Genomic DNA, 20,960 nt, shown 5'->3' on the forward strand with positions numbered 1-20,960 from the left:
TGTCTCAGCGCGCCGCGACTGTCTTCCGGTAGACCGTCCCACGGCGGACCACCTTGAAACCCAGCCGTTCGTAGAGCCCCAGTGCCCCAGTGGGGCTCTGGGCATCCACCGACAGGTCCACCTTGGTGAATCCGTCGCCGAAGGCCGCAGCGACCACCGTGGAGAGCGTCCATGCCGCATACCCGAGGCCCCGCGCGGCCCGCGCGGTGCCCACGCGGGAAATGTACAGCTCCTTGTCAACCCATTCGGCGCCCAGCACGTGGCTGAGCGCGCGTGCCGGCCGGTCCTCTCCGTGTCCCTCGAGCAGGACCCGGGAATAGATGGTCCTGAAAGAACGCGCACCGGTCATGGCCATCCACTCATCCGTGCTTTTGGGGGCCGAGCCCCAATGGTCGGCAAACGCCTCGTTGTCCAGTAGCCTGACGGCCTCGGCAATGCCGGGGGAGTATGGAACCAGCGCGGTGTCCTCCGGAACGCTGGCCGGGCGTCGATGGGCCCGGAAATCGCCCGGCGCCAGGGTCATGTCCTGGAAAAAGCGCGCCGGCTCATAACCGCGTGCCACCGCCATTGCCCCGGCACTGTGCCCCGGGGCGTTTCCCCACACGTCAATGGTGTATTCGACGCCCGGGTGTCGTTGGGCCATTTTTTCCCCGGCCCTGGCCTCAAGGACGTCCATGACCAAGGTTCCATGGCCTTGGCGCCGGTATTCGGGGGCGATTCCACCGCCAATGGAAACGCGTCCGCGTCCGTCGCGCAGCTGCTCCCCGAGCCGGAGCTGCCCGTACCCCACCATGGTGTCGTTGTCCCACAAACCGAGGGTGTCTCGTGCCGGATCGACGCCGGGTTCGTTGAGCTCCTCCAACAGGTCTTCGGCTTCGTAGAATTCCTCGGTATCGTCGACTGCCGCCAGCTTGTTGGTCAGTTCGGTCCACGCGCCGACGTGCTCGAGGTGGATCCAGTCCTGGTGCATCGAAGTTCTCCCGTGGTGTTGTGGATTGGCCCGGCCGCGTCGGCACGCCCGCTGAATTCCAGCTTTCCAGTTTTCCGCCGTGCTGCACAGGTGGAGGCGGCCACGGAACCGGTCGAAACTTAGGAACATGCTGTGCACGAAGGTTATCCACAGGTGGGGATAAGGCTGTGGGTTTCGCCTCGTTTGCACCTAGATCATCGCCCTGGCGCGGTTTCGGCCATTGTGAATTACATGTGCGTAAGTTATTAACACTGTGGATAAGGAGTGTGGACAACGCGCCCGGGCGGGGCCGCGAACCCTCCGGCTTCCGCGGATTCACGCGGATTAGTTCATACTTTCGAAGAGTACTCCCGGCTGATATTCGAACGGCGAAAAACGGCCCTGCACAGGTTGTGCACTAAGTTATCCACAGGTGTGGATGAAATTGTGTATATTCGTTGAAAACTATCCCAAGCCAGAGCGGACCGGCGTCAGCGCGGGCGCTGGAGCCGGTCCGTTGCAGGTGAATTACATGGTTGTGAGTTATTAACAGTGTGGATAACCCATGTGGACAACTTTTGTCCCGCTCGTGCCGATCCGGCTATCCAACTCGAACGTTGACGGCCCCGTACAAAGTCAAGGCCACCAGCAACAACACCAGCAAGGTGGTGCCTGCCCATTGCATCGCGGCCTGCCTGGGGCCCTTGGGCGAATAGGCCATGACGGCCGCCACTGCCGCGCCCAAGACCATCCCACCGACATGGGCTTCCCAAGCGATTCCCGGGAAAATGAAGCCGATGGCCAGGTTGATGACGATCAGGATGACGATCTGCATCGACTGGACGCCGCGCGAACGCAAGAGCACGAACATCGCCGCGAACAGCCCAAAGACCGCACCCGAAGCGCCCAGGACCGGGACACGTGGATCGGTGATCAGCAGCACCGCAACGGATCCGCCCAGCCCGGCCACCAGGTACAGGGCAAGGAAACGCAGTCGTCCCAGCATCGGTTCGAGCACGCGTCCGCAGATGTACAGCGCGTACATGTTGAAGGCGATGTGCCCGATGAAGGAGGTGGAGTGGGCAAAGATCGAAGTGATCATGCGCCACGGCTCGGGCTCGAAGTATCCGCTGGTGTACAGGCCCGCATAAACCAGGTGGTTGGTGAAGCTCGGGATCGTCATCTGCAGCGCGAAGACCACGGCATTGATGGCGATCAGCACGTAGGTGACGATGGGCCGGCCGTCAGTGGCCTTGCCGCCGAAGACTGTCCGCGTGCCGGGGATCTGTTTGTTGGCTTCGCGCACGCAATCCACGCATTGGGTTCCGACCGCGGCAGTCACCTGGCATTCCGGACAGGCCGGGCGGGAGCACCGCTGGCAGGTGACGTAGGAGATCCGGTCGGGATGCCTGGGGCAGACCGGGGCCTGTGCGGCCTGGTTCGGGTTGGACAGTCCATAAGACATGGAAATGACGCTCCTGTGTAAGTACATTCATGGCCCCGCTGGCACGGGGCCGGTCTTTGGTTCCCTTGGCTCGCACCCTGCGGGCGGGCCCGGACGCCTGGCCGGTTGCGGACTTCGCCTGCCCAAGGATGCAAAACGGCCCCATCCACCCACGCCGCCCACGTCATTCACTTTGCGACCGCGAGGTGAACAACAAGCGAGCGGGGCGGTCAATGGGGCCGTCCACGATCAGCGGCGCACGAGGTGCGCCGGAACCACGTGCCTAGACTGCAGCGACGTCGATGCTGCTGATGACGACGTCTTCCAGCGGCTTGTCGCGGCCGTCGGTCGGAACGACGTTCAGTGCGTCAACCAGCTTGCGCGAGGCCTCGTCGGTGACATCGCCGAAGATGGTGTGCTTGCCCTGCAGCCAGGTGGTCGGGATCGAGGTGATGAAGAACTGGGACCCGTTGGTGCCCTGGCCCATCTGGATGCCGGCGTTGGCCATGGCCAGCTTGTAGGGTTCGCGGAAATCAAGCTCGGGGTTGATCTCGTCGTCGAAGCGGTAGCCCGGACCGCCGGTGCCCTGGCCCAGCGGGTCGCCGCCCTGGATCATGAAATCGGAGATGATGCGGTGGAAGATCGTGCCGTTGTACAACGGGGTGCTGACCTTTTCCTCGCCGCTGCGCGGGTCGGTCCAGGTCTGTTCGCCGGTGGCCAGGCCAACGAAGTTCTTCACGGTCTTGGGGGCGTGGTTGCCGAAAAGGTTGACGACGATGTCGCCCAAGTTGGTGTGGATGGTGGCTGTGTGCGTTGGGATTGCAGTCATGCAGTCATTCTTCCATGAGCGCTTGAACCGCCGCTGCGAATGGCTACGCGTTCAGTGAACACGACTACACGTTTGTATATATGCCGGGCAGGTAATGGCCGCAAGCCAAGTGGAGGTCGTAGGCTGGGACGAAGCATCCGAAACGATCAAAGGGGTTCACTGTGAAGTCAGAACGTATCGCTCGAGACTTTGGCGAAAGTGTTGCCACCGGCGCCGAACAGGCACTGGATTGGGCAGCGCCAAAGGTGGACACGGCAGTGAAGTGGGCCGTTCCGCGCATTGAAAAAGGCATCGAGACCGCAACCCCGAAGATCCAAGAGGGATTGAACTGGGCTGCCCACGAGCTGTCTGAGACCGTTGCCAAGGTCAGCCCCCTGCTTCAGGAATCCCTTGAAAAGGTGGGCCCGCGGCTCTCCGCAGCCATTGACGAGGCCACCCCGAGGGTCCAGAAGGCCGTTGACCGTGCCACCCCGGCATTGAATGAGGCCATCGAGAAGGCAGCGCCCGCACTCAGCCACGCCCGCGATGTCGTGCTGAACGAATACCTGCCGACCGCCAACGAAAAGATCGGCCAGGCGGCCGAATTCACCACGCGCAAGCTGGAACAGGCCAAGTCCTCCGAGGCGCTGCACCAGGTCGCCAACAAGCTCACGCCCAGTGCCGAAACGGTCCAGCGTCTCCAGGACACGGCAAGTGCCGCCGCCCAGACCGTCAGCAAGGAGATTGAAAAGGTGCAGAAGCCCGCGAAGAAGAAAAAGGGCTGGCTCGTCGTTGCCGTCATTGCCGCGGCCGGTGCCGCCGCCGTAGCCGCCTGGCGCGCGTCCAAGCCCATCGACGACCCGTGGAAGACCCCGGCACCGGTGGAACCGACCACCGTCCGTGCCAGCGGACCGGTGGATGTCCCGGCAAGCGTCGAGGAGGTCCGCGAGGAAGTCGCAGCGTCGGCAGCGCAGGCCAAGGCCAATGTCGCCGAGGCAACCGAGGCCGCCGAGGCCGCCGAGGCCGCCGAGGATACGGTGGCCGAGGCCAAGGAGAAGCTCTCCGAGAAGGCCGAGGAACTGTCCGAGGCTGCCACCACCGCCAAGCACAAGGCCGAGGCCGCCGCCGACGAGGCAACCAACGGGGATTCCTCGCCCAAGCCGGGACCGCGCGCCAAGAAGTAAGCCGTCTTCGTGGGATCGGACGCCGATGCCACGGGAACAAGAACCAACCACAGGGCAGCACGTGCCCCGTGAGCAGCTTCCGGGAACCCGGGGGAGCCTCGGGTCAGGTGTTGCCCTGTTCCTTTGCCAGCGGAGCGGTGCGGGCCGCGGCACGGGCCTGGGCGTGGCCCTGCCCCCGCACCACGAAGAACAACCCCGCAAGAATGGCGACCAGCCCCGCGACGGTGCCCGCCGGCAGGACCTGTCCCAGGAACAATGCCGCCAGCAGCGCGGCACCGGGGATCTCCAACAGGATCAAGGTTGACACCGTCAGCGGCCCGAGCGAAGTCAGCAAGTGGTTCAGGGCCGTGTGCCCCAGGACCTGGGAGCACAACGCCAACGCCAGGATGCCGATCCATCCATTCAGGCCGAATCCCCATATTGGGGCGCCCGTCAGCAGGCACATCACCAGCAGCAGCACCGAGGTCATTCCGTAGCAGATGGTCGTGTAGGAACTGGTGCTCATCGTGGCACGGGCCTTGGACCCGGAAAGCGTGTAGGAGGCGGCCAGGATCCCGCCGATGAGCGCCAGGCCGTCGCCGATCAGCGCCTCGGTCCCCGACCCGATGTCGAACCCGGTGATCACCACGACCCCGGCGAAGGCCAGCAGCACGCCCACACCCACGCGCCAGCCGTACTTGGTTCCGCGCAGCGACTGGAAGATGGCGATCCATGCGGCCTGCAGGCAAACCAGCGCCGTGGACGCAGCCACCGTGGTCATGCGGATCGAGGTCATGAAAAAGGCGAAGTGCAGGGCCAGCGAGAGTGCCGCCAGGGCGCTCCAGCCCCATTCCTGGCGCCGCAGCCGGCCAAAGGTGCGGCGCTCGTTCACCAGCGCCGGAACGGCCATGACGGCCGTGCCCACGGCATTGCGCCACAGGGCCATTGAAAGCGCAGGGACGGCGGGAAACGCGGCTATGAGCGGCCCCGACGCGGCAACACCCAGGACGCCCACGAGGGCCAGAAGAAAGGTCACCCAACCACTCTATGGGGTTTGGCGATCCCGCCTTGAAAGAGAGGTGGGACGGCAGCCCCAAAAGAGAGGGAGGACAGAACTTAAAGCGAAAAGGCCCGGAACTTTCGTTCCGGACCTTTTCCTTCGGTGGAGACTAGGGGGGTCGAACCCCTGACCTGAAGCTTGCAAAGCTACCGCTCTACCAACTGAGCTAAGTCCCCGTATGAATTCAGTTTACCTTATCGGTACCCTGACTCCAGGTGGCCTTTTCGGCCGAAGATTCCTTGTATTTCCGATAACCAATAACGCCTGCGGCTACTGCCACCAACACCAGAAATTTCCGCATGGGATTTTTCCTTTCACCTACCGGTCGGACGAGGGAATCCGTGGGCGTACCTGGACTTGAACCAGGGACCTCTTCGTTATCAGCGAAGCGCTCTAACCGCCTGAGCTATACGCCCTCTTTGTTCCCGCCGGGAACGAGATAAAACTTTACCCGAGAAATGGCCAAAGAAACAAATCGGCCCTCGAGGCACCCTTCACAAGGGGCCCCGAGAACCGATTCTTGGCGTGTTTCCGCGAATTAATCGTCGGTCAGGGTCACACCGATGCCGCCAACCAGGGTCGAAGAGAGGTTGTAGAGCACCGCGGCGAGCATCGAGAGCGCCGTGAGCAATACCACATTCACCACGGCGATGATGGTGGCGAACGAGGCAACCTGTCCGAGGGACGCGATCTTCATCAGGTCGAAGCCGCCTTCGGTGCCGACGATCTCGCCGACCAGGCCGTTGATCGACGCGAAGATCCCGGTCAAATCGAGCACCGACCAGAAGACCACGGAGGCGACGACGGTCACGATGCCCAGGGCCACCGACAGCAGGAACGCCATCTTCAGCACCGACCAGGGGTCGACCTTGGAAATGAGCAGGCGGGCCTTGCGGACCTTGGCCTTGGGGGCCGGGCGAACCAGCTGCTGTGGGCGCGGGGCCCCGGGGCGGGGAGTGCCCGCGGGGCGCTGCTGCGCACCTGCGGGGCGCGGGGCGGTACCCGGTCGCGGCGCTCCTGCGGGACGCTGGGCGCCTACGGGTGCCTGCCGTGGCGGTGCCGGACGGGTACCACCAGTGCCGCCCGCCGGGCGGGGCGTATTCGGGGTGCTCACGCGTTACCTCCGTCGTTGGTGGCCTCGTCGTCATGCCCAAGGTTTTCCTCGGTTCCCGCTGGGTTTTCATCACCCTGCAGGGCCTCGGAGGCCGTTTCTTGTGTCTTTTCCGCGTTCAACGGTACTGCATCTTCCTCGGGAATCTCTCCGAGGCCGCGCTCGGTGTTCTTCGCCACGGCGATGATGCGGTCTTTCTTGTCCGGCTTGGCAAAGATCACGCCCATGGTGTCACGGCCCTTGGCCGGAACCTGCGAAACGTCGGAACGGACGACCTTGCCGCCCTCCATGACCACCAGAACCTCGTCCTCATCATTGACAATCAGTGCGCCGACCAGGTCGCCGCGGTCCTCGGCGAGCTTGGCGACCTTGATGCCGATGCCGCCGCGGGACTGCACGCGGTATTCGTCCACGGAGGTGCGCTTGGCGTAGCCGCCCTCGGTGACGACAAACACATAGGAATCCTCGGAAACCACGTCCGCGGCGAGCAATTCGTCCTCGTTGCGGAACTTCATGCCGGTCACACCGCTGGTGGCGCGGCCCATCGGGCGCAGTGCCTCGTCGGTGGCGGTGAAGCGCACCGACTGGCCCTTGCGCGAGACCAGCATCAGGTCGTCGGTTTCGGAGATCAGCTGCGCGGAGACGAGTTCGTCGCCCTCGCGCAGGTTGATCGCGATGACCCCGGCGGTGCGGTTGGTGTCGTAGTCGGCCAGGCGGGTCTTCTTGACCAGGCCGTTGCGGGTGGCGAGCACCAGGTATGGGGCCTGCTCGTAGCTGCGCAGGTCAAGGACCTGGGCAATGTGCTCGTCGGGCTGGAAGGCCATCACGTTGGCCACGTGCTGGCCCTTGGCGTCGCGCCCGGCCTCGGCCAGCTCGTAGCACTTGGTGCGGTACACGCGGCCGTGGTTGGTGAAGAACAGCAGCCAGTTGTGCGTGGTGGTGACGAAGAAGTGCTCCACCACGTCGTCCCCGCGCAGCTGTGCGCCCTTGATGCCCTTGCCGCCGCGGTGCTGCGAGCGGTAGTTGTCGCTCCGGGTGCGCTTGACGTAGCCGCCGCGGGTGATGGTGACGACCATTTCCTCTTCGGGGATCAGGTCCTCGACGCTCATGTCGCCGTCGTAGCCCATCAGGACCTTGGTGCGGCGGTCGTCGCCGTGCTTGTCCACGATCTCGGCAAGTTCCTCGGAGATGATGGTGCGCTGGCGCTGCGGGTCGGCCAGGATCGCCTGGTATTCGGCGATTTCCATTTCTAGTTCGTTGTGGCGGTCCTGGATCTTCTGGCGTTCCAGCGCGGCCAGGCGGCGCAGCTGCATGTCCAGGATGGCCCGGGCCTGCAGCTCGTCGATGGACAGCAGTTCCATCAACCCGTCGCGCGCGGCCTCGGTGGTGTTGGAGCGGCGGATCAGCGCGATGACCTCGTCCAGCGCGTCCAGGGCCTTGAGCAGCCCGCGCAGGATGTGCGCCTCCTCCTCGGCCTTGCGCAGCCGGTAGGCGGTGCGTCGGGCGATGACTTCCATCTGGTGGTTGACCCAGTGGCGGATGAACGCATCGATGGACAGCGTGCGCGGCACCCCGTCGACGATCGCGAGCATGTTCGCGGAGAAGTTGGACTGCAGCTCGGTGTGCTTGTACAGGTTGTTCAGCACGACCTTGGCCACGGCATCGCGCTTGAGCACGATGACCAGGCGCTGGCCGGTGCGCCCGGACGTCTCGTCGCGCAGATCCGCGATGCCGGAGACCTTGCCGTCCTTGACCAGTTCGGCGATCTTCACCGCGAGGTTGTCCGGGTTGGCCTGGTAGGGCAGCTCGGTGACGACCAGGCAGGTGCGGCCCTGGAGTTCCTCCACGGAGACCACGGCGCGCATGGTGATGGAGCCGCGGCCGGTGCGGTAGGCATCCGCGATGCCCTTGGTGCCCAGGATCATCGCACCGGTGGGGAAGTCCGGGCCCTTGACGCGCAGCATCAATTCCTCGAGCAACTCCTCGCGGGAGGCCTCGGGGTTCTCCAGGTACCACTGCACGCCGGTGGCGACCTCGCGCAGGTTGTGCGGCGGGATGTTGGTGGCCATGCCCACGGCGATGCCGGAGGAGCCGTTGACCAACAAGTTCGGGAAACGCGCCGGCAGGATGGTCGGTTCCTGGTTCTTGCCGTCGTAGTTGTCCTGGAAGTCAACGGTGTCCTCGTTGATGTCCCGGACCATTTCCATGGCCAGCTGGGCCATCTTGGTTTCGGTGTAACGCGGGGCGGCGGCGCCGTCGTTGCCCGGGGAGCCGAAGTTGCCCTGGCCCAGGGCCAGCGGGTAGCGCATGGTCCAGTCCTGGATCAGGCGCACCAGCGCATCGTAGATCGCGGTGTCGCCGTGCGGGTGGTACTGGCCCATGACCTCGCCGACGACACGGGCGCACTTGTTGTAGGAGCGGTCCGGGCGGTAGCCGCCGTCGTACATCGCGTAGATCACGCGGCGGTGCACGGGCTTCAGGCCGTCGCGCACGTCCGGCAGCGCACGTCCCACGATGACCGCCATGGCGTAGTCAAGGTAGGAGCGCTGCATCTCGGTCTGCAGGTCGATCTGGTCGATCTTGTCGTGGCCGGTCCGGACCTCCACGGCGTCGTCGATCACCGCACCCTCGAGGGGTTCGCCGGTGCCGGCGGTGTTGTCCTGCGGGTTTTCGGGAGTCTGATCGCTCATCGATTTCTTCCTCTAGTCAAAAAGTCTGTGTCTGAAACGCGTGTTGGCGGCGGGGCTGGACTAGATGTCCAGGAAGCGCACGTCCTTGGCGTTTTGCTGGATGAAGTTTCGACGTGATTCGACGTCCTCGCCCATCAGCACGGAGAAGATCTGGTCGGCTGCGGCGGCGTCGTCCATGGTGATCTGGCGCAGCGTGCGGTGCTCGGGATCCATGGTGGTGTCCCAGAGTTCCGAGTAGTCCATCTCGCCCAGGCCCTTGTAGCGCTGGATGCCGTTGTCCTTGGGCAGGCGCTTGGCCTTCGCGGCACCGGTGGCCAGCGCGTCGTCGCGCTCCTTGTCCGAGTACACGTATTCGTGCGGGGAGTTGGACCACTTGATGCGGTACAGCGGCGGCATCGCCAGGTACACGTAGCCGTTTTCGATCAGCGGGCGCATGAAGCGGAAGAGCAGCGTCAGCAGCAGCGTGGTGATGTGCTGGCCGTCGACGTCGGCATCGGCCATCAGCACGATCTTGTGGTAGCGCAGCTTGGCCATGTCGAATTCCTCGCCGATTCCCGTGCCGAACGCGGTGATCATGGCCTGGACCTCCGCGTTGCCCAGGGCGCGGTCGAGGCGGGCGCGCTCGACGTTCAGGATCTTGCCGCGCAGCGGCAGGATGGCCTGGGTGTGCGGGTTGCGTCCGCGCTTGGCCGAGCCGCCTGCGGAGTCGCCCTCCACGATGAAGACCTCGCACTCGGCGGGGTTCTTCGAGGAGCAGTCCGAGAGCTTGCCGGGCATGCCGAAGGATTCCAGCGGGGACTTCCGGCGCGCGTTGTCGCGGGCCTTGCGCGCGGCCAGGCGGGCCTGGGAGGCGAGCTGGGCCTTGCGGATGATGTCGCGGGCGGTGTTCGGGTTGCGCTCGAGCCAGTCGCCGAGCTCGTCGTTGACCACGCCCTGGACGAAGCCCTTGGCCATCGAGTTGCCCAGCTTGGTCTTGGTCTGGCCCTCGAACTGCGGTTCGGCAAGCTTGACGGAGATGACGGCGGTCAGGCCCTCGCGGATGTCGTCGCCGGTGAGGTTCTCGTCCTTTTCGCGCAGGATCGTCTTCTCGCGCGCATAGCGGTTGATCAGCGAGGTCATCGCGGCGCGGAAGCCCTCTTCGTGGGTGCCGCCCTCATGGGTGTTGATGGTGTTGGCGTAGGTGTGCACCGACTCGGAGTACGAGTTGGTCCACTGCATGGCGACCTCGACGCTGATGCCCTTGGAGGTGTCCTCGGATTCGAAGGCGATGACGTCCTCGTGGACCAGCTCGACCTTCTTGGAGGAGTTCAGGTGCTTGACGTAGTCCAGCAGCCCGTCCTTGTAGAGGTAGTCCACCACGCGGTGCTTCGGTGCGGCGTCGTTGGCTTCGTCTTCGTCGGTGGCGATCTCGTCGCCGTCCTCGGCCAGCACGCGCTCGTCGGTGAGGGTGATGCGCAGGCCCTTGTTCAGGAAGGCCATCTGCTGGAAGCGGGCGCGCAGGGTCTCGAAGTCGAAGTCGATGGTGTCGAAGATCGAGGCGTCCGGGTAGAACGTCTGGATGGTGCCGGTGGCCTCGGTGGCCTCGCCCTCGATGAGGGTGCCCTGGGGCTTGCCGCCGTCTGCGAAGGACATGCGCCAGACATGGCCCTGGCGGCGGATCTCGGTGTCCACGCGAGAGGAGAGGGCGTTGACGACGGAGATGCCCACGCCGTGCAGGCCGCCGGAGACCGCGTAGCCGCCGCCGCCGAACTTGCCGCCGGCGTGCAGGATGGTCATGACGACCTCGACGGTGGGCTTGCCCTCGGTGGGGTGGATGTCCACGGGGATGCCGCGGCCGTTGTCTTCCACGCGGACGCCGCCGTCTTCGCGCAGGGCGATCTTGATGTGGTCGCAGTGCCCGGCCAGGGCCTCGTCGACGGAGTTGTCCACGACTTCGTAGACCAGGTGGTGCAGGCCGCGCGCCGAGGTGGAACCGATGTACATGCCGGGGCGCTTGCGCACCGCTTCGAGGCCCTCAAGAACCGTGATGTCCTGGGCGCCGTAGGTGTGTTCCACCCTCCCGTTGACATGCTCTTCCGCCGGCGGGGCAGCGGGGGATTCGTCGACCTGGACGGAATCGATTGGTTCCTGGGGTGTGGTGTTATCGGTAGACACAGGTGCTACAGACTCCTCAAACAGTGGAAGGCCGAACACCGAAGGTGCCCGATCATGAACCAGCGTCTTGTCGCACTGACAAAACGCCTGTACCAATTCTACCGCGTATCGCCAAAACAATCGGACATTGACCGGCGGCAACATGCCGCCAATGGCCGCCAACCATACTTAGGAGCGATTGGTTCGGCCTCAAGTGGGGGGCTATGTGGTTTGGGCGCTGTGAGCGCGCCAGTGGGCCAGCTACGCGTTTTGGTTTTCCTAACCGTAGGTGTCCCGCGGACCGCGGCCCTTGACCGAGCGTCCGCCGTGCCGCCAGGTGGGTGCCGCCGGGCCCAGAACCCGGATCACGGTGATCACCCCATGGCCCAGTTCCTTGTCGAAATGCTTGAGCAGTTCGTGGGAGAGCAGGCGCATCTGGGTGGCCCAGGTCGTGGAGTCGCAGCGCACCACCACGGTGGAATCCTCGAAGGACTCGGGCTTGCAGTGCGCGGCAATCTGCGGGCCCACCAGCTCGCTCCAGCGCGAGAGCACCGAGCCCACGGCCACCGGTGCGCTCCAGCCGCGGTCGCGGACGATCTTGCCAAAGAGGTTGCCGATTTCCTGGGGGTCGCGCCCGTCGGTGTATTTTGCCGGCGCGGCGCTGGCCCGCCGCTTGGCCTTGCGTGCCGCGGCATTTTCCTCGAACTTGGCGGCCTTGGCCGCGTCGATCCGGGCCTCGCCGCGGCTGAGGGCGGATTCGCGCATGCGGTTGAGGATGGCGCGGGATGCATCCAGCGCCTCGGGGGCATGCGGGTCCTTCTCCTCGCTCACGAGCTCACCACTCCCGGGCTGACCTTCAGGAAGGTGCCGCCGAGCTCCTCGGGCACGTCCGAGGCGACCGCGGCGGTGACGATCACCTGGTCGGCGCCGGCCACGATGGAGGCCAGCCGGGTGCGGCGGGTGGCGTCGAGTTCGGCGAAGACGTCGTCCAGGATCAGGATCGGTCCGGCGCCGGGGCGTGGGTCGTCCTCGCCCATGACCTTGTAGGCGGCAAGCCGCAGGGCCAGGGCCAGCGACCAGGTCTCTCCGTGGCTGGCGTATCCCTTGGCCGGGGCGCTGCCCAGGGTCAGCAGGACATCGTCGCGATGCGGCCCGACCAGGGTGATGCCGCGCTCGAGTTCCTTGTCGCGGGTGTTCAGCAGTGCCGCGAGGAACATTTCCTCGAGTTCCTCCGTGGTTGCGTCAAGCAGCACGGCCGGGGCCACCCTGGAGGTGCCGTCCTCGCCGGCCGGGGCATCGGCGGGGGAGTCCTCGGCATCGAAATCGGCCATCACCGTGCATTGGTAGTACGCATGGGCTTCCTTGTTGGCATCGGCCAACGACGCGTATGCGGCACCCATGTACGGGGACAACAGGCTGAGCACCTCAAGCCGCCCGCGCAGTACTCGCGCTCCGGCCCGCGCCAGGTGGGTGTCCCAGACATCGAGCGTGGATTCGTGTGCGGTGGAAAGCTTGCCGCCGGCGCGTGCCGATTTCAGCAGGGCGTTGCGCTGTTTCAAAACGCGCTCGTAGTCCCCGCGGGTGGCTGCCTCTCCCGGCCGCAGGGTAACGAGCAATTCATCCAGGAAACGGCGCCGGTTCGAGGGATCTCCCTTGACCAGGGCCAGGTCTTCCGGGGCGAAGAGCACTGTCCGCACGATGCCGAGGATGTCGCGCGCCCTCACGGGGTTGGCCCGGTTGATCCTGGCCCGGTTTGCCTTGCCGGCGGTGATTTCCACCTCGAGAGTGGTCACCAGCTTGGCGCGCTGGACCCTCGCCCGGACCAGCGCCCGGTCGGTGCCGAAACGCAGCAGCGGTGCGTCATTGGTGACCCGGTGGGACGAAAGCGTTGCAAGGTAGCCAATGGCTTCGACGATGTTGGTCTTGCCGACACCGTTGGACCCTACAAGTACGTTGGTGCCAGGTCCCAGCTCGACATCGGCTTGCGCATAGGAGCGGAAGTCGGTGAGAGAGACATGTGAGATATACACCTAAACGTCCTGCAATGGGATCGGGCGGGATGCCGTCGATCGGATGACAAAGGCTTGGTGGAAACCGCCAAGAAAAGTTGTGTTCGGCCGCTCCGTTTGGAGCGAACGTGGAGCGGCCGAACACGAGGTTGCGGCAGGAAAGAAAACCGTGTTTTCCCCCGCAGGCAACCTAATTGGGCAAGTTTGGTAGGCGCACCGGCATGACCAGGTACCGGTACTGGTCGCTGTCCTGTCCGTCCAGAGAAGACTGGGCGGTCATCATGGCCGGCTTGGGGGCGCTGGTGAAGGAGAAGCGCACGAATTCGCTGTCGAAGGCGTTCAAGCCCTCGCTCAGGTACGCGGGGTTGAACGCGACGGTGATTTCCTCGCCGTCGATCTGCGCCTCGATGGATTCCTCGGCTTGGGCGTCTTCGCCGGTACCGGCGTCAAGTGAGAGCTGGCCGCCGGTGAAGGAGAGCCGCACCGGGGTGTTGCGTTCGGCAACAACCGCCACGCGGCGGACCGCTTCCATGAGGTCGGAGGTCCGCACCGTGGCATGGATCGGCGTGTTCTCGGGAAACAGCGAACGGATCTTGGGGTAGTCACCGTCGACAAGCAACGAGGTGGTGCGGCGGTTTCCGCTTTCGAAACCAATGAGTTCGTTGCCTTCGCCCAGCGCGATCTTCAATTCGCCGGCCGAACCCAGGGTCTTGGCGACCTCGTTCAGGGTCTTGGCCTTGACCAGTGCGGAAGTTGAGATCCCGGACTGGGACGGCTTCCAGTGGACCTCGCGCATGGCCAGACGGTAACGGTCAGTGGCCAGGAAGGTGATCAGGTCGTCTTCGATTTCCATCTTGACGCCGGTCAGGATCGGCAAGGTGTCGTCCTTGGAGGCAGCGACGATGACCTGGTTGATTGCGTGGGCGAAGGCCTCGCCATCGACAACGCCGGTCACCTCGGGAAGCGTTGGAAGTTCCGGGTATTCGGCCACCGGCATCGTGGCCAGGTGGAATCGGCTTCGCCCGCAGGTGAGTGTGACCTTGGTGCCGTCGGTCTCAATGACCGCGGTGGCGTTCGGGAGGCTGCGGCAAATTTCGGCCAGCAACTTGCCGGAAACCAGGATCGTTCCCTCGGCAGCGACATCAGCGGCAATTTCGAGGTGGGCGGAGATTTCGTAGTCGAAGCCGGCCAGGGAAACGGTGCCGCCTGTTGCCGTGATCAGGATGCCTGAGAGCACCGGGGAAGGCGGCCGTTGGGAAAGTGAACGGGCGGTCCAGGATACGGCTTCGGCCAATACATCCTTTTCAACGCTGAACTTCACGAAGTGTTCCGCCTTTCACGACGAAGTCGACAGTACATGACTTGAAGCAAGCTTAGCGTCCTGAAAATCGAGACCCGGAACTGGTTTCGGGCACGAGATGAGTTTGCAAGCTTGCTTGGTGAACCGACTGCGTTGGTTGGCAGAACTACGGCACAGCCTTCGAGCATACCGGTTTTTGGTGATCAATGAGCAAGCACCCTGGCGGTTGTTCCCGGGCAGCATGGTGGGAACGCTGAATTCCCAAGACCGTGCGTTGCCATGGATCGGTTTGGAGGTGAACGTTTCCAATCCAGAGACAAGGTCTTTCTAGGACCGGTCGGCAAGATGCGTTTTTTCCACGAAACCGCTCTCGCTGTTTCCAACTGAGACGCAGCGGTACTTGAGGGCGAGCGTTGTCGGGCCCGGGACCGGACAAAGGACATTTGGTCATTCAGGGGATCCGAACGGACCGGGAAGCGGCAAGCGAGTCATTTCCGGGAGTTCAGTTCTTGGACACCTTCCGGAAGGCCGGGGTGGAGAAGGCCGCAAGAAGGTCCCTGCGATCAAAAGTGAAAAGCAGCTGCAACCGGAGAGGAACCGCATCGAACCAAGGGTTGGGGTGTGAACCATTTTTTAGTTGGAAATGAACCTTGGTTTTCGCGAGGAACGCTCCAGGGCGAATGCCCGTATTCGGGGTCATTCGGTCGATCTTGGCAGCTCGCGGCAAAAGGGGACTTGTTATCTGGATGAATAGGAAGAAAGGGGTTAGTAGTGTTAATAACCCCTGTGGATACTGTGGATAACCGTCCACGACCGCGAGAACGCACCGATTATGCATGTGCACAACATGTGACTGGGCGTGACACTGAGTGTCACGCCCCGGTGGACAACTTTCCGCGTGGATTAAGGGATCCACAGGAGACCATGGAGTTATCCGCAGAAGATCGCGGTCGTCCACTTAATCATCCACAGGTTTATCCACACCTGTGGTTATCGGATTTCTGGGATTCTCAGCCTTCGCGCTGACGCTGCTTGATTCGGTTGGTCAACTCGGTCACCTGGTTGAAAATGGCCCGACGTTCCGCCATGAGTTCACGAATCTTGCGATCGGCATGAATCACGGTGGTGTGGTCGCGGCCGCCAAGTTCCTGGCCAATCTTTGGCAGCGACATATCGGTCAGCTCACGCAGGAGGTACATGGCGATTTGCCGTGCGGTCACCAAGGTCCGGGTCCTGGATTTGCTGGTGAGCTCTTCAATCGTGAGATTAAAGTACTCGGCAGTCTGGGCAACAATGGTCGCCGGCGTGATTTCCTGGGCGCCTTCGTCGGTGATCAAGTCCTTCAGGACCGTCTCGGCCAAGCTCATGTCCACGGTTTGGTTGTTGAGCGAGGCAAATGCAGTTACCCGGATCAACGCCCCCTCGAGCTCACGGATATTCGTGGAGATCTTTGAAGCTATGTACTCCATGACCTCGTCGGGAGCGGACAGATTCTCCGCAGTGGCCTTCTTGCGCAGAATGGCAATGCGGGTTTCAAGCTCCGGAGGCTGGATATCAGTGAGCAGGCCCCATTCAAATCGGGAGCGCATGCGGTCTTCGAACCCCGACAGCTGCTTGGGCGGGAGGTCCGAGGTGATGACAACCTGCTTGTTGTGGTTATGCAGGGCGTTGAAGGTGTGAAAGAACTCTTCCTGGGTGGCATCTTTGTTGGCCAAGAACTGGATGTCGTCGATGAGCAGGATGTCTACGTTCCGATAGGTCTGCTTGAAGCTCGCGCCCTCGTCGTCACGAATGGAGTTGATGAAGTCGTTCGTGAATTCCTCGGAATTTACGTAGCGGACCCGGATCCCGTTGTAGAGGTGGCGGGCGTAGTGGCCAATGGCGTGAAGCAGGTGGGTCTTGCCCAAGCCGGAGTCGCCATAGATGAACAACGGATTGTAGGCCTTGGCCGGGGCTTCAGCGACTGCCACCGCTGCGGCATGGGCGAAACGGTTGGAAGAGCCGATCACGAAAGTATCGAAAATGTACTTGGGGTTCAGGCGGCCGAACTCCTGGGAATTCGACGGCGGCGACGGCTGCGGGAGGACATCGCTGATCCGTGCTTTTGGAACCGGCGGCAATTCAACCGGGGGAGCTGGCGCTTCTTCCGGGAGCAAATCGGAGTCGATGCTGAAAGCACACCGGATGTCCGATTGGAAGACGAGCTTCAACGACTGTTCAAGGGGATCCTTGAGCTGGGTTTGGAGAACATCACGGGTCAACTCGTTGGGGACTGCCAGCAAGAGCGTCGTTCCGATCAGCCCCTGGGGCTGGGCGAGGGCAGCGAAGGCACGCTGCATGGGCGTTACACGGTCGTCTTGTTCGATATGTCGAACTACCTGGCGCCAGGCACTGCCGACACTATTGGTCTCGTCCGTGCTCACAATTAGGCCCCTTCGTTCTGTTACATCGACCAAGCGGGCGACGAATGGGGCCCTCAACAGCCGAACCCCAACCAGATGATTCTAGCGGTCATCCACAGCGTTATGCACAGTCGGTGGATAACTTGAGGTGGATATCTCCCAGGGGCTTGCAAATCTGCGTGGTTGCAAGTAAAACTTGAGATCTGGGACAAGGGCGTCAGAGCCGATATTCGAGGTTTTTGAACGTTTATCCACCGCGGTATCCACAACCAAGATCACATAGTTCACAGGGCATGGGTGGAGCGTGAATGGGCTCAATTTGACGTACCTTCACTTGCACCCCTATCGTTGTGTAGTCCTATGTGTGCACTTTTGGCACTGTGAGGTGCCTTTGAAAGTCTTCGGATTGTCGAATGCGCGGAAGCAGTCCACAAGGGCCACCTGAATACGAGCGTCGGCCTGTTCTTCCCTACTTATTAGCAACGGGCAAGGCGCATCACATGATCGTCTTGGAGTTACTACCGTGAGCAAGCGGACTTTTCAGCCGAATAACCGTCGTCGTGCCAAGAAGCACGGTTTCCGACTTCGTATGCGTACCCGTGCAGGCCGTGCCATTTTGGCAACCCGCCGCGCCAAGGGTCGCGTCGAACTTTCTGCATAACCATTAAGCACTACTGTCCTGAAATAGCGCAGGTTTTCGTGGGTTCTTTGTTTTTCAGACTCGACGCGTGACGTCGTGTTGCCAAAGAATCAACGACTGCGCCTTTCGCAGGACTTTACAGCCACTGTACGTTCCGGCGCCCGCACTGGGCGCCGGAACGTAGTGCTATATGCACGGGTTCGCTCTGAAGAACCCCAGGGCGATAACCGTTTTGGTTTCATCGTTTCCAAGGCCGTTGGCAATGCCGTGCACCGCAATCTCGTCAAGCGAAGAATGCGTGCGCTGGCACAGCAGTTCGCTGCGGAAGCCATCGGCCTCGACGTCGTGCTCCGGGCTTTGCCTGGTTCCGCCGACATCGAATGGGACGAGCTGGGCCAGCAAGTCCGTTCCGGGCTTGATTCGGTTGTCCGTAAGGCGGGTGCTAAGCATGAAAAAGGATCGTAGGCCCAGAACCGGGCTCGTCTGGTTCCTTATAGATATCCCGAGAAATCTCATCATCGGGTTTCTCATGGTCTATCGCAAGATCATTTCGCCTGTCTACGGCGACGTCTGTCGTTACTTTCCCAGCTGTTCGGCTTACGGCCTTGAAGCAGTCACAGTACATGGCACCATCAAAGGCATCGGATTAACCGTCTGGCGCGTCTTAAGATGTAATCCTTTTAGCCATGGCGGGATCGATTACGTTCCCGAAGGCCGGCGAATTTGGCCAGAAGGCAAGACCCCCAAGATCATGGTGATGAATCATCCTCCGATTCCCGCCGACGAAGACGCCGCAGATGCGGCCTGAGGAGCATGACCGGTAATGACAAATTTCTTTGACCTGCTGCTGAGCCCGTTTCGGTATGTAGTTTCGTGGATCCTCTGGGCCTTCCACGAATTGTTCACGTTCATAGGACTCGATCCCAATTCGGGGTGGACGTGGGCGCTGTCCATCATCTTCCTGGTGCTCTTGATCCGTACGGCCTTGATCCCGGTCTTCGTCAAGCAGATCAAGGCACAGCGCGCCATGCAGGCCCTGCAGCCGGACTTGCGCAAGCTTCAGGCCAAGTACAAGGGCAAGAAGGACCAGCTTTCGCAGCAGGCCATGATTGCTGAGCAGCGTCAGCTCTTCAAGAAGCACAAAACGAACCCGCTGTCGTCATGTCTGCCGATGCTCGTGCAGATGCCGTTCTTCTTCGCACTGTTTACGGTTTTGAACAACGCTTCCAAGGCCAGCGCAAGCAATTCGGCCGTTGGCGCTCTTTCTGCAGAACACATCAAAAGCTTTGACGCGTCGTCCATCTTTGGTGCTCGCCTTTCCGACACCTTCTTGAACACCTTGAACTCGGGGGCTCCGAGCGCCGCGGTGATCATTGTTGCCATCATCATGATTCTTGCCATGACGGCTTCGCAGTTCATTACGCAGAAGCAGATCATGTCCAAGAACATGACGAAGGAGGCCCTCGAGGGCCCCTTCATGCAGCAGCAGAAAATCATGCTCTACATCCTTCCGTTGGTCTTCGGTATCGGTGGCATCAACTTCCCGATCGGTGTCTTGATCTACTGGACCGCCACGAACCTTTGGACCTTGGGCCAGCAGTACTACGTCATTCGCAACAACCCGACTCCCGGTTCCCAGGCAGAACGCGAACTCAATGAGCGCCGCGCCGCCAAGGGCCTTCCCCCCATCGGGCAGAAGAAGGCCGATGCGGAGGCCGCGGAAGCGATCGTTGAAGAGCCAAAGGTGCAGCGCGTCCAGCCCCAGCGCAAGAACAGGAAGAAAAAGTAGCCATGAGCAACGTTGAGCAGAGCGACGCTATCGAAACCGCGATTCCGGCGGAAGAAACCGATGTTCTCGATGCTGCCAGCAGCATCGAAGAAGAAGGCGACATCGCAGCGGATTACCTCGAGGAACTGCTGGACATCGCCGATCTCGACGGCGACATCGACATTGAAGTCCGTGGTGGACGAACCTATATCTCAATCGCCGGGGAGCCCGAAGACGAAGCCTCCCTGCGCCGCCTGATCGGCTCCAAGGGCGAGGTCCTGGACTCCTTGCAGGAGCTCACGCGACTGGCAGTCTTGACCGCGACTGGCAACCGCTCGCGCTTGGTCCTGGACATCACCGGGTACCGTCAGGGACGTGCCGGCGAGCTCAAGCGCATCGCGGAGGAAGCCGTGGCGAAAGTCGAAGCCACCGGCGACGAAGTGGCCCTCGATCCCATGAGCGCCTACGAACGCAAGCTCGTTCACGATTGCGTGGGGGAGTTGGGCATGCACAGCGAGTCCGAGGGCGAAGGCGCTCGCCGCCACATCGTCGTTTCACGTGCCGACTCCTAAGCAAGGAACCAAGGAACAACACGCTATGAGCAACGAAGTAGAACTTACCGCTGAAGAAAGCCAGGCTGCCCGTACCGTCTTCGGCGACCGCCTGGAGCTAGCAGAGCGTTACGTTCAGCACCTGGCCACCTCCGGCATGGAACGAGGCCTGCTGGGCCCTCGTGAGGTCCCACGGCTGTGGTCGCGGCATGTCTTGAACTGCGCCGTCGTTGCCAACCTGATCGACGAGGGTGCCCACGTTGCCGACGTCGGCAGCGGCGCGGGGCTTCCGGGGCTGACCTTCGCCCTGGCCCGCGCCGACCTCGAATTGACCTTGATCGAGCCGCTGGAACGTCGTTGCATCTGGTTGCACGAAGTTGTTGAGGATCTTGGGCTTGGGAACGTTACCGTGATGCGCGGCCGGGCCGAACAGGTCGTGGAGCACGTGAATGCGGATTTCGCCACTGCTCGCGCGGTTTCGGCCTTGACGAACCTTGCCGGGCTCACCATCCCGCTGCTCCACGGCAAGGGCACTGTCTTGGCCATCAAGGGGCGCTCCGCGGCCGAGGAAGTCGACAAGGCGGCCAAGGTGATTCGCCGCCTGGGCGGAACCAAGACCGAGGTCGTGACGGTGGGCGAAGACATTCTCAGCGAACCGACGACCGTGGTGCGTATCAACGTAGGCTAGCGCAATCGCGATAGGCTGTATCAGGTGGCTCCAAGCCACCTGTTGAGTTAGTAGAGAGAACCGTTTTGAAGCGTAGCGTTAACAAGATTCCACCGTTTGCAGCGCTTTTCGCTAGTTTTGGTTCATCAAACATTCAAGAACAACCTAAAGTAGTTGATTCATTAGAGGTTGAAACTGTTTCACGTGAAACAATTTTTACCGCGGCGCCGATTCTTGATGAGAGCGAAGCCGTGGAGTTAACGGA

General features: G+C 62.3%; 20 protein-coding genes and 2 tRNA genes. 7 read left to right on the plus strand and 15 right to left on the minus strand.

The genetic code is table 11. The annotated features are described in order from the left end of the window. Positions 1-4 precede the first annotated feature (4 nt). The 3 genes from J2T21_RS14630 to J2T21_RS14640 form a co-directional block, all read right to left on the minus strand. Positions 5-970 carry a GNAT family N-acetyltransferase gene (locus J2T21_RS14630; RefSeq protein ID WP_307582217.1) on the minus strand — a complete coding sequence of 322 codons (966 nt, stop codon included), beginning with the start codon at positions 968-970 and terminating at the stop codon, positions 5-7. A gap of 580 nt (positions 971-1,550) precedes the next feature. Then, complete coding sequence (locus J2T21_RS14635; protein ID WP_307582219.1) at positions 1,551-2,414, minus strand: rhomboid family intramembrane serine protease; 864 nt, start codon at positions 2,412-2,414, stop codon at positions 1,551-1,553. A 262-nt stretch (positions 2,415-2,676) separates the two neighbouring features. Continuing rightward, complete coding sequence (locus tag J2T21_RS14640; RefSeq protein ID WP_307582221.1) at positions 2,677-3,222, minus strand: peptidylprolyl isomerase; 546 nt, start codon at positions 3,220-3,222, stop codon at positions 2,677-2,679. Between the two features lie 161 nt (positions 3,223-3,383). Between J2T21_RS14640 and J2T21_RS14645 the strand changes: the two genes are divergently transcribed. After that, entirely contained in the window at positions 3,384-4,385 is a 1,002-nt protein-coding gene (locus J2T21_RS14645; protein ID WP_307582222.1) for a hypothetical protein, read from the plus strand. Between the two features lie 103 nt (positions 4,386-4,488). Here J2T21_RS14645 and J2T21_RS14650 read toward each other — a convergent pair whose 3' ends face one another. From J2T21_RS14650 to dnaA, 12 genes are all read right to left on the minus strand, one after another. Next, positions 4,489-5,400, minus strand: a complete 912-nt coding sequence (locus tag J2T21_RS14650) for a DMT family transporter (RefSeq protein ID WP_307582224.1) — start codon at positions 5,398-5,400, stop codon at positions 4,489-4,491. Positions 5,401-5,527: 127 nt separating this feature from the next. After that, a tRNA-Ala gene (locus J2T21_RS14655) sits at positions 5,528-5,600 on the minus strand. Positions 5,601-5,608: 8 nt separating this feature from the next. Further along, positions 5,609-5,725: a DLW-39 family protein gene (locus J2T21_RS14660; RefSeq protein WP_307582226.1), complete on the minus strand. Its 117-nt coding sequence runs from the start codon at positions 5,723-5,725 to the stop codon at positions 5,609-5,611. Positions 5,726-5,766: 41 nt separating this feature from the next. After that, a tRNA-Ile gene (locus tag J2T21_RS14665) sits at positions 5,767-5,840 on the minus strand. 122 nt (positions 5,841-5,962) lie between these two features. Further along, a complete protein-coding gene (locus tag J2T21_RS14670; protein WP_307582228.1) occupies positions 5,963-6,538 on the minus strand; it encodes a DUF3566 domain-containing protein in 576 nt (191 codons plus the stop codon). Continuing rightward, entirely contained in the window at positions 6,535-9,225 is a 2,691-nt protein-coding gene (gene gyrA, locus J2T21_RS14675) for a DNA gyrase subunit A (RefSeq protein WP_307582230.1), read from the minus strand. The genes J2T21_RS14670 and gyrA overlap by 4 nt, the downstream gene beginning before the upstream one ends. 60 nt (positions 9,226-9,285) lie before the next feature. Beyond that, positions 9,286-11,379 (minus strand): DNA topoisomerase (ATP-hydrolyzing) subunit B, encoded by a 2,094-nt coding sequence (gyrB, locus tag J2T21_RS14680; RefSeq protein WP_373457962.1) that lies wholly within the window; start codon positions 11,377-11,379, stop codon positions 9,286-9,288. A 258-nt stretch (positions 11,380-11,637) separates the two neighbouring features. Beyond that, the gene (locus J2T21_RS14685) at positions 11,638-12,189 is read right to left on the minus strand and encodes a DUF721 domain-containing protein (protein WP_307582231.1); all 552 of its coding nucleotides are present in this window, start codon (positions 12,187-12,189) and stop codon (positions 11,638-11,640) included. Continuing rightward, the gene (gene recF / locus J2T21_RS14690) at positions 12,186-13,388 is read right to left on the minus strand and encodes a DNA replication/repair protein RecF (protein WP_307582233.1); all 1,203 of its coding nucleotides are present in this window, start codon (positions 13,386-13,388) and stop codon (positions 12,186-12,188) included. Before recF ends, J2T21_RS14685 begins: the two co-directional genes overlap by 4 nt. Before the next feature lie 169 nt (positions 13,389-13,557). Then, a complete protein-coding gene (gene dnaN, locus J2T21_RS14695) occupies positions 13,558-14,688 on the minus strand; it encodes a DNA polymerase III subunit beta (RefSeq protein ID WP_071216209.1) in 1,131 nt (376 codons plus the stop codon). 481 nt (positions 14,689-15,169) lie between these two features. Continuing rightward, a complete protein-coding gene (locus tag J2T21_RS14700) occupies positions 15,170-15,367 on the minus strand; it encodes a hypothetical protein (RefSeq protein ID WP_307582234.1) in 198 nt (65 codons plus the stop codon). Positions 15,368-15,677: 310 nt separating this feature from the next. Continuing rightward, positions 15,678-17,090 carry a chromosomal replication initiator protein DnaA gene (dnaA, locus tag J2T21_RS14705; RefSeq protein WP_071216208.1) on the minus strand — a complete coding sequence of 471 codons (1,413 nt, stop codon included), beginning with the start codon at positions 17,088-17,090 and terminating at the stop codon, positions 15,678-15,680. A 502-nt stretch (positions 17,091-17,592) separates the two neighbouring features. On the opposite strand from dnaA, the gene rpmH reads away from it, so the two are divergent. From rpmH to rsmG, 6 genes are all read left to right on the plus strand, one after another. Further along, complete coding sequence (gene rpmH, locus J2T21_RS14710) at positions 17,593-17,730, plus strand: 50S ribosomal protein L34 (protein WP_083411456.1); 138 nt, start codon at positions 17,593-17,595, stop codon at positions 17,728-17,730. Between the two features lie 75 nt (positions 17,731-17,805). Beyond that, positions 17,806-18,174: a ribonuclease P protein component gene (gene rnpA, locus J2T21_RS14715; protein ID WP_307582236.1), complete on the plus strand. Its 369-nt coding sequence runs from the start codon at positions 17,806-17,808 to the stop codon at positions 18,172-18,174. Next, a complete protein-coding gene (gene yidD, locus J2T21_RS14720) occupies positions 18,158-18,517 on the plus strand; it encodes a membrane protein insertion efficiency factor YidD (protein ID WP_307582238.1) in 360 nt (119 codons plus the stop codon). The genes rnpA and yidD overlap by 17 nt, the downstream gene beginning before the upstream one ends. Positions 18,518-18,532: 15 nt before the next feature. Then, a complete protein-coding gene (gene yidC, locus J2T21_RS14725) occupies positions 18,533-19,498 on the plus strand; it encodes a membrane protein insertase YidC (RefSeq protein ID WP_307582241.1) in 966 nt (321 codons plus the stop codon). A 2-nt stretch (positions 19,499-19,500) separates the two neighbouring features. Next, the gene (locus tag J2T21_RS14730; protein WP_307582243.1) at positions 19,501-20,049 is read left to right on the plus strand and encodes a Jag family protein; all 549 of its coding nucleotides are present in this window, start codon (positions 19,501-19,503) and stop codon (positions 20,047-20,049) included. A 25-nt stretch (positions 20,050-20,074) separates the two neighbouring features. Further along, entirely contained in the window at positions 20,075-20,716 is a 642-nt protein-coding gene (gene rsmG / locus J2T21_RS14735; protein ID WP_307582244.1) for a 16S rRNA (guanine(527)-N(7))-methyltransferase RsmG, read from the plus strand. Positions 20,717-20,960: the final 244 nt, after the last annotated feature.

Origin of the sequence: Paeniglutamicibacter psychrophenolicus (assembly GCF_030812255.1) — a bacterium.
GTDB classification, from domain to species: domain Bacteria; phylum Actinomycetota; class Actinomycetes; order Actinomycetales; family Micrococcaceae; genus Paeniglutamicibacter; species Paeniglutamicibacter psychrophenolicus_A.